A 14,065-nucleotide genomic window follows, 5' to 3' on the forward strand; every position below is an offset into this window, starting at 1 on the left:
GATCCGGGACCCATAGCCACAGGATTGGGTTTGGCGAAGACTCGTGGTTATCAGCCCGCGCCACAACTTCTCCCTGGGGTTATGGTTCCCGGATCTGCGCGCGCTTTGGGCGCGCTTGTCCGGGACGACGGCGGAGTGAATGGCGCCAGCTTGGCTAGAACAACGACCCCTGCCCGTCATCAGATGACGCCGCCGCTTTCCGCGCCGCGTTCTTTGGCTTCGCCGCCTCTGCTTCCGCCGCCATCTCCTCCGCGCTGATCGGCAGCAGCAACTGATCGTCGTCATTGGCGACGCGGTTGACGCGGGTGGAGACCGGGTGCCAGGCGAATTCGCCGATGCGCGGCGCCGTCATCAGCGGCAGGATCGCATCGACCTCGTCGCCCCTGATGTCGAGCCAGCGCTCGAAATCGCGCGGGCTGATGGTGACGGGCACGCGGTCATGCAGGGCGGCGAGATCCTCGCCCGCCGCGGCCGTGACGATCGCGACCGTGTCCAGTTCCTCACCGTTCGGCCCGGCCCAGGTCTCGAACAATGCGGCAAAGCCGAGCGGCGCACCGTCGGCGCGGTGGATGAAGAAGGGCTGCTTGCGGCCGTCCGCCACCTTCCATTCGTAATAGCCATCGGCCGGGATCAGGCCGCGCCGCCGGCGAATCGCGCGTTTGAAGGCGGGCTTCTCCAGCACCGTCTCGGAGCGCGCATTGATCAAAAGCGTAAAGCCCTTGGGGTCCTTGACCCAGCCCGGCAACAGGCCCCAGCGCATCAGGCGAAAATGCCGCGCGCCGTTCTCGGCCAGAACGACCGGAATCGGTTGTGTCGGGGCCACATTGTACCGGGGCGGGAAATTCGGCTGCTCGATGTAGCCAAACAGTTGCCGCAAAGCCGCGGGGGCCGAAGTTATGACGAAGCGTCCACACATCCCAAGGTGTCTATATAGGGTCCGTTCAGGTCCTTTTAACCCCGAACGTTAACACTGCGGCAGATGAGCTCAACGGCCCCCCAACCCGCGCGGACGCATGCACAGACGGGCCCCGAGGCCGCCGACTGGGCCGAGCGGCTGCGCGTGGCCAATATCAACCCGCGGACCGGGCTTGCCACCGACTATCTCAACCATTTCAATGAAGCCGTGATGCTGCTGGAAATGGTTCCGGACATGCCGGAATGCGCGGAAGATTTCTTGACCTGGTCGCCGCTGTCCTATGCCGAGCATTTCACGGCATCGAACTTCAAGGCGCGGGACCTGGCCATCGAGGCCTATGAGAAGGCCAACCCCAACGTGCGCGCCCAGTTCGACCACATCACCGATACCATGACCTCGATCCTGACGGCGGTCGGCTCGGCCATGCGCGAGGTCGAAAAGGACACGACCCGCGTCCGCCTCGCCGAGCAGGCCACGCTCTGGGTCAAGCCGCTGATCGCCGCCTGCGGCGGCATCATCAATGGCGGGGCGGAAGCCGACGTCGACACCATCATGGCGAACTGAGCTGTGGTTGCCGTCGTCCAGCCCACCCATCCCCAGCTCGCCGTCAGCGCCGCCATTTTCCGCGACGGCAAGGTGCTGCTGACCCGCCGCGCCCGTTCGCCCGCCAAGGGCTTCTATTCGCTACCGGGCGGCCGGGTCGAATTCGGCGAATCGCTGCACCAGGCCCTGAGCCGCGAAGTCGACGAGGAGACCGGGCTCGACATCGCGATCGTCGGCCTCGCCGGCTGGCGCGAGGTGCTGCCCGCCGCGCCCGGTGCCGGCCATTACCTGATCATGTCGTTTGCCGCCCGCTGGGTGGGGCGGGAGCCGGTCCTGAACGACGAGCTCGACGACTACCGCTGGATCGCCCCGGATGCCCTGGCGGGCCTCGGAGACCTCAAGCTGACCGGAGGACTGGATGAGGTCATTCAGTCCGCTGCGCGGCTGATTGGCGCCTAGCTGGCGCCGCGAGCTCCACCTCTCCCGCGAGCGGGGGAGGGAGTGCACCGCCCGTGTGGCTCACCTTGCTTCCCCGGCCCCGACGGGGCATACACCCCGCCGATGTCGACGCGATTTCTGGCCATTTTTGCCCTGATTCTCGCCTGCGCCTCCGGGCCCACGAGGGCCCAGGACGTGGCGGCGCCGTTCGACGCCGATTTGCAGCGGCTGGCCGAGATTCTCGGCGGCCTGCACTATCTGCGCGGCATCTGCGGGTCCAACGAGGGCAACAAATGGCGCAACGAGATGCAGGCGCTGATCGATGCCGAAACCCCCTCCGGGGAGCGCCGCACCCGCATGATCGCCGGCTTCAACCGCGGCTATAACGGCTTTCAGCAGACCTATCGGAGCTGCACGCCCGCCGCCACCGTCGCGATCCGCCGCTACATCGAGGAAGGCTCGAAGATCTCGCGGGATCTCACGGCGCGCTACGCGAACTAGGTTCTCTCCACTGTCATTCCGGGGCTCGCGTAGCGAGAGCCCGGAATCCATTTCGCGGCAGTGTCTGCGGCCCGATGGATTCCGGGTTCGCGCTACGCGCGCCCCGGAATGACAGCGTGGCTGGAACCCTGTCATCGACTTTGTACACAGCCGTTAACCGTTCTTAAAGATGTGGCCTAGCGGTCGTTAATGCGCGTGCTACACCTCTCGCACAGCGCATCGCCGTGGATCGCGCCCCAGCCCCGATCGAGTTTCATGAGCCAGCCGATTTCCTACGCCCCCGACCGCGCGCCGCTGCCCGATCACGAGCAGAAGCAGGCCGCACTGAGTTATCTCAACGAGGCCTGGGCCGAAGCGCGCCATGAGGGCGTCGACGGCGACTGCCTGGCACAGGCGAGCCTGTTTGCGGCCTTCGCCGAACTCGTCGGCACCTACGGCGAGGACGCGGTCGCCAAGTTCGTCGAGGGTTTTCCCGGCCGCATCCGCAACGGCGAGTTCTCGGTCACGCTCGCAAGGCAGTAATCCCTCGTCACGAAAATGACCCCGCCACGCGGGCGGGGCCAGTCAACGGATGAATGACTTTGCGAACGGATTTGGCGAAAGCCTTCGCGAAGTCTGCCGCGTTTATCGCACGGAAGCCGCTTGCCGCGGACAAGCATTAGTCTCGCGGCGGCCGGGAGATGTTCCCGCGGCGATCAGGAACCTGCTCCCTCCCCTCACGGCTCGACCTTGAGCGTCGCTTTCATGTTGGGATGATAGCGGCAGTAATAGTCGATCACTCCCGCCTTCTTCAGAACCGATGTCGCCGACTTCTTCGGCGGCAATGTCACGTCGAAATCGCCATTCTTCGCCGTGGCGGTGTGGGCGAAGACGTCCTTGTTGATCCAATTGATGGTGTCGCCGACCTTGGCCGACACATCGGCCGGAGATATCTCGAGGTTCTCCATCGTGATCTCGATGGTCGCGGCGCGCGCCGGGGCGACCATCGCCGCAAGGACAAGTGCTATGGCGATCGAAGCCAGTCGCTCCGGCATCATTGCCTCCCCTATTTCAGCTCTGCCGCAACGTGCTCGGCGTGTTGCTGATGGCCCTGGAAGATCTTCAGGCCGGTCTGCAGCAGGCTCTTCAGCTCCGCATTGTTCGCCGACGGAATCAGCTGGGTCTCCAGCGCGCCGTTGACCGCCTTGTGGTAGGCGACCTCGTTGGCGACATAGGCCTTGTCGAAGGCGGCGCCACTGAGCTTGTCGAGCTCGGCCAACTTGTCGCTCGCCTGCTTCGACAGCGACTTGCTGGTGTCGTTGTCTTCAGGCGTGACGTTCAGCTTCTTGACCAGCGCGAGCGCCTGCTTGTTGACCGCCTCGTGGTCGCGCAGCATGTCCTCGGCAAACGCCTTGACGTCCTTGTTCTGTGCCTTCTTCTGCGCCTGCTTGGCGGCGTTGATGTCGATCACGCCGGCGGTGTAGGCGATGTGGGCGATCTGGGGATCGGTGGGCTTGTCGGCTGCGCCGGCGCTTTGCAGCAGCGCGGGGCCAGACAACAGAATTGCCGCGGCGATCGCCGCGCTCCGTCGGGTGAACATGGCTCGATACTCCTGTGGTGCCGGACGCTGGCCGGCGCGTTGCTTCACAGGGATTGGATGCGAGTTTCGAGCAAACGTTCCCCGAAAAATTACGCCCCGACGCCAAGGCGCCTGAGCACCGCCTCGGTGAGGCGCTCGCAGCGCTGTCCGGCGAACGGAAACGCGTCCATCACGACGGGGCCGATCTTCTTCTCGACGTTCTCGCGCAGCAGGGTGCGCGCACGATGCAGCCGCGTCTTGACGGTCTCCGGCTTGATGCCGAGCAGCCCGGCCGTCTCCTCCATGCTCATGGCCTCCATCACCCGCGCGATGAAGACCATGCGGTAGACGTCGGGCAATTCATCGACCGCGTGTTCGACGACGCGCTGGATCTCGCGTTGGGCCATGGATTTTTCCGGATCGGTTGCGGCGGACGAAAGGGGAAACTGGATGATCTGTGCTTCCAGCGTTGCCTCCGGCACCGATCCCAGCTCGACCTGCGGCTTCCGACTGCGCAAGCGTCCGAGCGCGTCGTTGATCGCAATGCGCGACAACCAGGTCGACAGCGCGGCTTCACCCAGAAAACCGTCGAGATGTGTGAAGGCGCGGACGTAGGTTTCCTGCACCACGTCCTCGGCCTCGCTGTCGCTGCGCAGGATGCCGCGGGCGAGGCGATAGAGCCTGCGGTTGTTGGCCTGCATGATCTCGCGGAGCGCGGCCTCGTCACGGCGCCGCGCGCGCTCGATCAGCTCGGATTCCGACGTCCTGAGGCCGGCGGACAGGCCGGCTGCGGTCCCTGGCATGGCGGGCACCTTATCTCCATTGGTTCCGGACATTGGATGCCGGCCGGGGGAAAAGGTTCCAGACTTTTTAACCTAGTCCGTTTCGATCGGCAGCGCCGGATCCCTCGCCCATTCGCCCATCGAGGCGTCGTAGAGCGTCAGTCTGTCGTAGCCGAGCTGCGTCAGCAGGAACAGGTCGATCGTCGCCGAGATGCCGCCGCCGCAATAGCAGATTACATTCTTGTCGCGCGTGACACCCTGGGCCGTGAATTTCGCTTCGGCGTCCGCCAGGCTGGTCAGCGTCTTGTCGGCGTTGACGAGCGTTGCGGCTGATACGTTGACGCTGCCGGGAACGCGGCCGGGCCGGCCGTAGCGGCTCGGCTCGAGGCCGCGATGAAACTGCGGCCCGAGCGCGTTGACGATGACCGTCGAGGGATCGCCGATCCGCGCCTTCACAGTCGTCTTGTCGACGAAGAAGCCCGCGCGCGGCGCGGCCTTGAAGATGGTGGCCGGATATCCCCTCGGCGCGCCTGTCTCAATCGGCCGCCCCTCTTCCTTCCATTTGTCGAGACCGCCGTCGAGCACATGGGCATCGACGCCGAGCGAGCGCAGCATCCACCAGAACCGCGTCGCCCACATCATCGTGCCGATGCTGTAGAGCACGATGGTCTTGCTCGCATCGAGGCCGTGGCGGCCGAAGGCGGCCTCCAGCTGGGCGACATCGGGCATCATGAAGAACTGCTGCGCTGAAGCGTCTGAGAACTCGCCCTGCAGGTCGAGGAAATCGGCGCCCGGAATGTGGCCGGCCGCGAACGTCTTGTCGCCGGGGACTGCGCGGTACGGCACGTCGCTGCCGGGCGGAACAGGCTCGTTGTAGGTCGTGCAGTCGTAGAGGCGCAGGTTGGGATCGCCGAGCATGGCGGCGAGCTGCTCGGTCGATATGAGAGCGGCTGGCTGGGACATTGGACCTCTCCCAATTTGAGCTAGTGCGTCGTGGCACACTGTCATTTCCCGCGAAGGCGGGCAATCCAGTGTTCCAGAGGCAGCAGCCGTATCAGCCAACTATCGCCGCGGAGTACTTGATGCCCCGGTCAAGCCGGGGCATGACAGCAGAGGGAGAGGCTTGACCTACTCCTACTGCTTCAGCGTCTCCAGAAACCGCACCGGCTCGCCCTGCGAGGCCGTCACCAGCTCGCCCTGCCACATCACGCGGCGGCCGCGGATGAAGGTGCCGACGGGCCAGCCGGTGACTCGGACGCCGTCATAAGGCGTCCAGCCGGCTTTCGACGCCACCCATTTGTTGGTGATGGTCTCGCTGCGCTTCAAGTCGACGATGGTGAAATCGGCATCGTAGCCCGCGGCGATGCGGCCCTTGCAGGCCATGTTGTAGAGGCGCGCGGGGCCGGCGCTGGTGAGATCGACGAAGCGTGCCAGAGAAAGCCGGCCCGCATTGACGTGATCGAGCATCAGGGGCACCAGCGTCTGCACGCCGGTCATGCCGGAGGGCGAAGCCGGGTAGGTCTTCTGCTTCTCCTCCAGCGTATGCGGGGCGTGGTCGGAGCCGAGCACGTCGATGATACCCTGCTCGATGCCGCGCCAGATGCCGGCGCGGTGATCGGCGCCGCGCACCGGCGGGTTCATCTGCGCCAGCGTGCCGAGCCGCTCGTAGCATTCGGGGGCTGCGAGCGTGAGGTGGTGCGGCGTCGCTTCGCAGGAAGCGACGTCCTTGTGATCGCGCAAAAACTCGATCTCTTCCTTGGTCGAGATGTGCAGCACATGGATGCGCTTGCCGGTCTCGTGGGCGAGCTTGACGAGGCGCTGCGTCGCCATCAGCGCCGCGGTCTCGTCGCGCCACACCGGATGCGAGCGCGGGTCGCCTTCGATGCGATGCGACTTGCGGTCGTTGAGGCGGTATTCGTCCTCGGCATGGAAGGCCGCGCGGCGGCGAATCACCTGGAAGATGCGGCGCAGGCTTTCATCGTCCTCCACCAGCAGCGCGCCGGTCGAGGAGCCGATGAACACCTTGACGCCGGCACAGCCCGGCGCGCGCTCCAGCACCGGAAGGTCCTGCACGTTCTCACGGGTGCCACCGATGAAGAAGGCGAAATCGCAATGCATGCGGTGATGGGCGCGCTTTACCTTGTCGGTGAAGGTGGCTTCAGTCACGGTGAGCGGCGAGGTGTTCGGCATCTCGAACACGGCGGTGACGCCGCCCATCACGGCGCTGCGCGAACCGGTCTCGAGGTCTTCCTTCTGCTCCAGCCCGGGCTCGCGGAAATGCACCTGCGTGTCCATCACGCCGGGCAGGATGTGCAGGCCCTTGCAGTCGATGACCTCCGCGGCCGAGGCCTGCGACAACGGCCCCAGCTCGGCGATGCGGCCGCCGGTGATGCCGATATCGCGAACATTCCCGCCGTCCTGGTTGACGACGGTGCCGCCTTTGAGGATCACATCGAAACGCTGGGTCATGGCTGAAGGCCCTTGTCATCCCCAAGCGCAGGGCTCGAGGTCTTGTCGTTTATGCCTCGCGGGCTTACGTTCCGGAGCAACATGTCGCAAGAGATTTTCGCATGAAATCAGCGTTTCTTCCCGACCGGGGCGTGGTCAAGGTCGCGGGCGAGGATGCGCGCAACTTCCTCAACGGCCTGGTCACGACCGACCTCGACAGGCTGAAACCGGGGCTGGGGCGATTCGGCGCGTTGCTGACGCCGCAGGGCAAGATCATCGTGGATTTCCTGATCACGGAAGTCCCCGCGGGTCACGGCGGCGGGTTCCTGATCGACTGCCCGAAGGCGCTGGCCGAGAGCTTCGCCACCAAGCTAAAATTCTACAAGCTGCGCGCCAAGGTCACGGTGGAAAACCTCGATCTCGGCGTGCTCGCCGCCTGGGACGGCCAGCCTGCGGCGCAGCCCGATCTTGCCTTCGCCGATCCACGCAACGAAACGCTCGGCTATCGCATCCTGATCCCCGAAGATCTCAAGCAGAAGCTCTCCGACCTCATCGGCGCCGAGCTGGTCGATGCGGCCGACTACGAGGCGCACCGCATCGCGCTCGGCGTGCCGCGCGGCGGGCTCGATTTCATGTACAGCGATGCATTCCCGCACGAGACCAACATGGACCGCCTTGCCGGCGTCGATTTCGACAAGGGTTGCTATGTCGGCCAGGAGGTCGTCTCGCGCATGCAGCATCGCGGCACCGCGCGCACCCGCAGCGTGAAGGTACTGCTCGATGGCCCCTCGCCCGAAGCCGGCGCGACCATTCTCGCCGGCGACAAGCCGGTCGGCACCATCGGCTCGACATCCGGCGGCAAGGGCATTGCCCTGGTGCGGATCGACCGTGTCGCCGACGCGCTCGATGCCGGCCAACCCCTCACCGCAGGCGGCCTCGCCTTGAAGCTGGCAGAACCTGACGTCGTCCGTATTCCTGCGAAGCAGCCCACCGCATGAGCCGCGCTCCGCGCCTGCATCCCGACGGAAAGACCCGCTGCCCCTGGCCGGGCGATGACCCGTTCTACGTTGCCTATCACGACACCGAATGGGGCGTTCCGGAATATGACGACCGCGCGCTGTACGAAAAGCTGATCCTCGACGGTTTCCAGGCCGGCCTGTCCTGGATCACCATCCTGCGCAAGCGCGACAATTTCCGCAAAGCCTTCGACGATTTCCAGCCGGAAAAGATCGCGCGCTACAATGCCAAGAAGGTCCACGCGCTGATGAACGATGCCGGCATCGTGCGCAACCGCGCCAAGATCGACGGCACGATCGCGAGCGCGAAGTCTTATCTCGATATCATGGAGAAAGGCCCGGGCTTCTCGCAGCTGCTGTGGGACTTCATGGGCGGAAAGCCGCTCGTCAATCATTTCAAGACCACCGCGAGCGTGCCGGCCTCGACGCCATTGTCGGTGCAAATCTCGAAGGAGCTGTCCTCGCGCGGCTTCAAGTTCGTCGGCCCGACTATCGTCTATGCCTTCATGCAGGCGACGGGCATGGTCAACGACCACCTCGTCGACTGCCACTGTCACGCCAGCTGCAGCAAGACGCAGCGCAAGCCGCGCCTCAAGGTCAAATGACGGCCAAGAAGACTGCACGCGACGTGGCATCCCGCGCCTGGCAGCGCATGCTGTCGGGCCGGCGGCTCGATCTGCTCGATCCCTCCCCGCTCGACGTCGAGATCGCCGACATCGCGCACGGGCTGGCGCGCGTCGCGCGCTGGAACGGGCAGACCATTGGCACGCACATCTTCTCGGTCGCGCAGCACACGCTGCTGGTGGAGACCGTCATGCGGCACGAGATGCCGCGGGTCGACCAGCGCATGCGGCTCGCAGCGCTGCTGCATGATGCGCCCGAATATGTCATCGGCGACATGATCTCGCCGTTCAAGGCGGTGCTCGACGGCCATTACAAGGCGGTGGAGAAACGCCTGCTCGGCGCCATCCACATCCGCTTCGGCCTGCCGCCGGTACTGCCTGAGGAGGTCACGCTGGCGATCAAGGCCGCCGATCGCGGGGCAGCCTATCTGGAAGCGACCGAGCTTGCCGGCTTCAGCGAGAGCGAGGCGCGGCGCCTGTTCGGCAAGGATCCCGGCCTCTCCGACAGCGTCCGGCGCGACTATCTGACGCCGTGGACGGCGGCGCGAGCCGAGAAGCAGTTTCTGGAGCGGTTTGGCGCGGTGTTTGCGTAGGCATTGTCGAGAATCGGTGGCGCCCGTAACTCCGGTGTCGTCCCTGCGAAAGCAGGGACCCATAACCACGGGGTGCGGTTGCGGCGCAAAACTGGCAACCACGAGTCTTCGTCAAATCGCTCCTGGGGGTTATGGGTCCCGGATCAGCGCTCCGCTTCGCTGCGCTTGTCCGGGACGACGGTGAGGCTTCGCTTTGCCCACCCTACGGCACCGGCTATAATCGCGGCAAAAAGGTCCGCCATGATCCACGTCTGCTCCCTCGCCGCGCTTCCCGAAACCGTCCGCCTCACCAGGGCCAGCCACGTGCTGACCGTGATGGCCAATGTCGAGCAGGTGGCGCGGCCGGTGTCCGTGCTGCCCGCCAACCATCTCAAGGTGTCGATGGACGACATCACCGAGGAGATGGATGGTTTTACCGCACCGTCCGAGACCCATATCGATCAGGTGCTGAACTTCGTGCGCGGCTGGGACCGTAGCGCGCCGCTGGTGGTGCATTGCTATGCCGGCATCAGCCGCTCCACCGCGAGCGCGTTCGCGGCGGTCTGCGCGCTCAATCCGAACCGCGACGAGCTCGAGATCGCCAGGAAGATCCGCGCGGCCTCGCCGATCGCCTCGCCGAACCGGCGCATCGTCGGCCTTGCCGACCGCGCCCTGGGACGCAACGGCCGCATGCTGCGCGCGCTCGACGAGATCGGCCCGGGCGCGATGATGGTCGAAGGCCGTCCCTTCGTGATCGAGCTCGAATGAGGCGAGAGTCGGATAGCAGCCGCAACGCCGCGCTCACTTTGATGCGCAGGCGCATCCACGTCGTCATGGCCGGGCTTGTCCCTGCCATCCACGAACTTTCTCGCGACACGAAGAACGTGGATGCCCGGGACAAGCCCGGGCATGACGAGTTTGTGGCAACTTCCTCGATCATCATCGCATGAGCGACACGCTCCTCACGCCGATCGAGATCGGCCTGACCGCGGCGATCGTCGCGATCGAGGGGCATGAGCCCCTCATCCTCACCGCGCGCGGCAGTGACGGGCTTGCCGGTCTGCCGTTCGGCCCGTTCGACGCGCTCGCGCATCGCACCTTCGACATCGGCCTGCGCGCCTGGGTCGAGGAACAGGCGGGCTTGCGGCTCGGCTATGTCGAGCAGCTCTACACATTCGGCGATCGCGGCCGCCATGCCGAGGCCAGCGACACCGGCGCGCATATGGTGTCGATCGGCTATCTCGCCTTGACGCGCGCGGTGGACGGCGAGCTTGCAGCCAATGCGGCGAGCTTCGCGCCATGGTATCGCTTCTTTCCCTGGGAAGACCGGCGCGAGGAGCCGCCCGCAATCATCGCCCGCGACATCATTCCGGCGCTGACCGAATGGGCGGCGGAGGAGACCCCGGACACGACGCGCGCACTCCCGCGCAAGGATCGCGTGCGGTTCTATTTCGGCCTCGACGGGGCGGCCTGGGACGAGGAGCGCGTGCTCGACCGCTACGAGCTGTTGTATGAGGCCGGGCTGGTCGAGGAGGCGCGGCGCGACGGCCGCCCTGCGGCATTAGCGCGCAAGACGCTTCCCCCGCTCGGGACCTCGATGCAGTTCGATCACCGCCGGATTCTCGCCACGGCGATCGCGCGGCTGCGTGCAAAACTGAAGTATCGTCCTGTCGTCTTTGAACTTTTGCCGCCCGAATTCACACTTACCGAACTGCAGCATACGGTCGAGGCAATCTCCGGCCGGCACCTGCACAAGCAGAATTTCCGCCGCCTGGTCGAAATGGAAGCCCTGGTCGAACCGACCGGGGTGATGTCGACACAGACGGGCGGACGGCCGGCGGCACTCTATCGCTTCCGGCGCGACGTGCTCCAGGAGCGGCCCGCGCCGGGCTTGCGCGTGCGCTCCCGGCGCTAACCCGACATACTACGTGACCGGCCCCTGCCCGCCGGTCGCCTGGAGGCTTTATGTTCGACGGCCCGTTTGACGTCTTTGCGTGGATCATTGCGATCGCCGCCTTCCTGATCGCGATCAAGGCCTCCAGCCAGGCGGCCGAGCTGCGCCGGCGACTGAATTCGCTCGAGGAGATGTTCTACGCGCAGCGGCAGGTGCAGCCGCCGCCGCTCATGCCGGTGCAGGAGCCAGCGCCTGCGCCCGCGACGACGGCCGCCGAGCCGCCGCCGCTTGCACCCGAAGCCGAAGCGGCACCGCCTCCACTCGTCACCGAAGAGCTTTCACCGCCGCCGCTCGAAGCGGGCCCTGCGGCTGCCGCACCACCTCCCGTGCCGGCCGCTGCGCCCGGCTTCGAGGAGCAGCTCGGCACCCGCTGGGTGGTGTGGATCGGCGGCCTTGCGCTCGCGCTCGGCGGCTTCTTCATGGTGCGCTATTCGATCGAGGCCGGCCTGCTCGGCCCCGGCGTGCGCGTGTTCCTGGGTGGCCTGTTCGCAGCTGCGCTGCTCGGGGCCGGCGAGTGGTCGCGGCGCAAGGAGAGCATTTCCAACATCCAGGCGCTGCCGATCGCCAACATCCCGGCGATTCTCACCGCCGCGGGTACGGCGGTGGCGTTCGCGACCATCTATGCCGCCTATGCGCTCTACGGCTTCCTCGTGCCCGCGACCGCCTTCGTGCTGCTCGGCATCGTGGCCATGTGCACGCTCGCCGCCGCGCTGCTGCACGGACCGGCGCTGGCCGGCCTCGGCGTGGTCGGCGCCTTCGTGACGCCGCTCCTCGTCTCCAGCGGCAAGCCGGACTACTGGGCGCTCTACATCTATCTCGCCATCGTCACCGCCGCGAGCTTCGGCCTCGCGCGCATCCGGCTGTGGCGCTGGCTCGCGGTCACGACGATCGCCTTTGCCGTGCTCTGGATCTTCCCGGGTCTGGATAGCGAAGAGTTGCAAGTCGCGCCGCATGCCTTCCACGTCATCGCAGGCTTCGTGCTCGCCGCGCTGCTCGTCGTCTGCGGCTTCATGCTCGGCCCCAGCATCGAGGACGGCGAGATCGAGCCGGTCTCGTCGAGCTCGCTCGGCGCCTACCTGTTCGGCGCCATGCTGATCGTACTGTCGAGCGCACATGCGGATCTGGCCCTGATCGCGTTCACGCTTCTCGTTGGCGCGACGCTTCTCGTCGCCTGGCGTGCACCGGCGGCCACCGGCGCGCTCGGCGCGGCGGCAGCGACCGTCTTCATCGTGTTCGCCGAATGGGCGGTGCGCGCTAATCCCGACATGCTGGTGCTGCCGGGCGGCGCGATGTCCGGTATCGGACCGACCGCGATCGACAGCTCCGTGACGCTGCATCTGGTGATGGCCGCGATCTTCGCCATCGGCTTCGGCGTTGCCGGCTTCCTCGCGCAGGGCCGCTCGAACTCGGCAATCATTCCCGTGGTGTGGTCGGCCGCAGCCGTCGCCACGCCGATCGCGATCCTCATCGCGCTCTACGCCCGCATCGCCCATCTCGACCGCTCGATCCCGTTCGCGATCCTCGCGGTACTGCTCGCAGCCGCCTTTGGTGCTGCGACCGAAGCGCTCACGCGCCGCGAAACCCGGCCGGGCGTCGCCGTCTCAACGGCCCTGTTCGCGACCGGCACCCTTGGCGCGCTGGCGCTGGCGCTGACCTTCGCGCTGGAGAAGGGCTGGCTGACGATCGCGCTGGCGCTGATGTCGCTCGGCACCGCCTGGATCTCGATGCAGCGGCCGATCCCGTTCCTGCGCTGGCTCGCCGCCATCTTCGCCGGCATCGTCACCGCGCGCATCGGCTATGATCCGCGCATCGTCGGCGACGCCGTCGGGACCACGCCGATCTTCAACTGGCTGCTCTGGGGCTACGGCCTACCGGCGGCCTCGTTCTGGGCCGCGAGCATCTTCCTGCGCCGCCGCGCCGACGATGCGCCGCTGCGCATGGTCGAGACCGCGGCGATCCTCTTCACCGCCCTGCTCGCCTTCATGGAGATCCGGCACTTTGCGACCAACGGCCGGATGACCTCGCCGCCGTCGCTGCTCGAATTCGCACTGCAAGTCTGCGTCACGCTCGCGATGGCGATCGGGCTGGAGCGCTTGCGGCTGCGCAGCCGCAGCATCGTGCACAATGTCGGCGCGGTCGTGCTGACGGCGATCGGCGGGCTCATCAGCGTGTTCGGCCTCCTGATCCTGGAGAACCCGCTGATCTGGCGCATCGACGTCGGCGGCGCCGTGTTCAACCTGCTGCTGCTCGGCTATGCGCTGCCGGCGGTGCTGATGCTGCTGCTGTCCTATGCGGTGGTCGGCGAGCGTGGCAAGGTCTACGCCAACACCATCGCCGGTGGCGCGCTCGTGTTCGCGCTCGCCTATGTCACGCTGGAGATCCGCCGCTTCTATCACGGCCCGATCCTCTCCACCGGCGGGACGACGGGCGCCGAGCAATACACTTATTCGATCGGCTGGCTCGCCTTCGGCGTGCTGTTGCTGGGCGTCGGCATTCTCGTCAACTCGGAGCGTGCACGGCTGGCCTCGGCTGCCGTCATCGCACTGACGATCCTGAAGGCCTTCGTCATCGACATGTCGACACTGACAGGCGTCTACCGCGCGCTGTCGTTCATGTGCCTCGGCGTCGTGCTGGTCGCGATCGGCTGGCTCTACCAGCGCATCCTGTTCCGGCGGCAGGTCGCACCGCCGCCGGCTCCGCAGGCGAGCAGCTGA

The 14,065-nt window shown here is 66.2% G+C and carries 16 protein-coding genes; 10 read left to right on the plus strand and 6 right to left on the minus strand.

What is annotated here, in order from left to right:
- Positions 1 to 154: 154 nt before the first annotated feature.
- Positions 155 to 916, minus strand: coding sequence for an SOS response-associated peptidase (locus XH81_RS28345; protein ID WP_028141626.1), 762 nt, complete (start codon positions 914 to 916; stop codon positions 155 to 157).
- A 63-nt stretch (positions 917 to 979) separates the two neighbouring features.
- Here XH81_RS28345 and XH81_RS28350 point away from each other — a divergent pair, with 63 nt between their 5' ends.
- The 4 genes from XH81_RS28350 to XH81_RS28365 all read left to right on the plus strand — a co-directional run bounded on the left by XH81_RS28350 (position 980) and on the right by XH81_RS28365 (position 2,920).
- A complete protein-coding gene (locus XH81_RS28350) occupies positions 980 to 1,480 on the plus strand; it encodes a hypothetical protein (protein ID WP_028141627.1) in 501 nt (166 codons plus the stop codon).
- A 3-nt stretch (positions 1,481 to 1,483) separates the two neighbouring features.
- On the plus strand, positions 1,484 to 1,918 hold the full coding sequence (locus tag XH81_RS28355) for an NUDIX hydrolase (protein ID WP_028141628.1): 435 nt from the start codon (positions 1,484 to 1,486) through the stop codon (positions 1,916 to 1,918).
- A 102-nt stretch (positions 1,919 to 2,020) separates the two neighbouring features.
- On the plus strand, positions 2,021 to 2,398 hold the full coding sequence (locus XH81_RS28360; protein ID WP_028141629.1) for a TIGR02301 family protein: 378 nt from the start codon (positions 2,021 to 2,023) through the stop codon (positions 2,396 to 2,398).
- 255 nt (positions 2,399 to 2,653) lie between these two features.
- Positions 2,654 to 2,920: a hypothetical protein gene (locus XH81_RS28365; RefSeq protein ID WP_018323382.1), complete on the plus strand. Its 267-nt coding sequence runs from the start codon at positions 2,654 to 2,656 to the stop codon at positions 2,918 to 2,920.
- Between the two features lie 194 nt (positions 2,921 to 3,114).
- Here XH81_RS28365 and XH81_RS28370 read toward each other — a convergent pair whose 3' ends face one another.
- The 5 genes from XH81_RS28370 to XH81_RS28390 form a co-directional block, all read right to left on the minus strand.
- Entirely contained in the window at positions 3,115 to 3,435 is a 321-nt protein-coding gene (locus XH81_RS28370; protein WP_028141630.1) for a cupredoxin domain-containing protein, read from the minus strand.
- A gap of 8 nt (positions 3,436 to 3,443) precedes the next feature.
- Entirely contained in the window at positions 3,444 to 3,977 is a 534-nt protein-coding gene (locus tag XH81_RS28375) for a DUF4142 domain-containing protein (RefSeq protein WP_028141631.1), read from the minus strand.
- An 89-nt stretch (positions 3,978 to 4,066) separates the two neighbouring features.
- The gene (locus tag XH81_RS28380; protein WP_028141632.1) at positions 4,067 to 4,759 is read right to left on the minus strand and encodes an RNA polymerase sigma factor; all 693 of its coding nucleotides are present in this window, start codon (positions 4,757 to 4,759) and stop codon (positions 4,067 to 4,069) included.
- A gap of 72 nt (positions 4,760 to 4,831) precedes the next feature.
- Entirely contained in the window at positions 4,832 to 5,701 is an 870-nt protein-coding gene (locus XH81_RS28385) for a sulfurtransferase (RefSeq protein ID WP_028141633.1), read from the minus strand.
- Between the two features lie 171 nt (positions 5,702 to 5,872).
- Positions 5,873 to 7,207, minus strand: a complete 1,335-nt coding sequence (locus XH81_RS28390) for a dihydroorotase (RefSeq protein WP_038951207.1) — start codon at positions 7,205 to 7,207, stop codon at positions 5,873 to 5,875.
- 101 nt (positions 7,208 to 7,308) lie between these two features.
- On the opposite strand from XH81_RS28390, the gene ygfZ reads away from it, so the two are divergent.
- The 6 genes from ygfZ (at position 7,309) to XH81_RS28420 (ending at position 14,065) form a co-directional block, all read left to right on the plus strand.
- Entirely contained in the window at positions 7,309 to 8,184 is an 876-nt protein-coding gene (gene ygfZ, locus XH81_RS28395; RefSeq protein ID WP_028141635.1) for a CAF17-like 4Fe-4S cluster assembly/insertion protein YgfZ, read from the plus strand.
- On the plus strand, positions 8,181 to 8,807 hold the full coding sequence (locus XH81_RS28400; RefSeq protein WP_028141636.1) for a DNA-3-methyladenine glycosylase I: 627 nt from the start codon (positions 8,181 to 8,183) through the stop codon (positions 8,805 to 8,807). Before ygfZ ends, XH81_RS28400 begins: the two co-directional genes overlap by 4 nt.
- Positions 8,804 to 9,418 (plus strand): YfbR-like 5'-deoxynucleotidase, encoded by a 615-nt coding sequence (locus XH81_RS28405; protein WP_038951208.1) that lies wholly within the window; start codon positions 8,804 to 8,806, stop codon positions 9,416 to 9,418. The genes XH81_RS28400 and XH81_RS28405 overlap by 4 nt, the downstream gene beginning before the upstream one ends.
- A 240-nt stretch (positions 9,419 to 9,658) precedes the next feature.
- Positions 9,659 to 10,165: a tyrosine phosphatase family protein gene (locus XH81_RS28410; RefSeq protein WP_028141638.1), complete on the plus strand. Its 507-nt coding sequence runs from the start codon at positions 9,659 to 9,661 to the stop codon at positions 10,163 to 10,165.
- A 178-nt stretch (positions 10,166 to 10,343) separates the two neighbouring features.
- Positions 10,344 to 11,312: an NUDIX hydrolase gene (locus XH81_RS28415; protein ID WP_028141639.1), complete on the plus strand. Its 969-nt coding sequence runs from the start codon at positions 10,344 to 10,346 to the stop codon at positions 11,310 to 11,312.
- A gap of 50 nt (positions 11,313 to 11,362) precedes the next feature.
- Positions 11,363 to 14,065, plus strand: coding sequence for a DUF2339 domain-containing protein (locus XH81_RS28420; RefSeq protein ID WP_271596443.1), 2,703 nt, complete (start codon positions 11,363 to 11,365; stop codon positions 14,063 to 14,065).

The sequence above is a fragment of the Bradyrhizobium sp. CCBAU 25360 genome, assembly GCF_028128695.1.
Classification (GTDB): domain Bacteria; phylum Pseudomonadota; class Alphaproteobacteria; order Rhizobiales; family Xanthobacteraceae; genus Bradyrhizobium; species Bradyrhizobium ottawaense.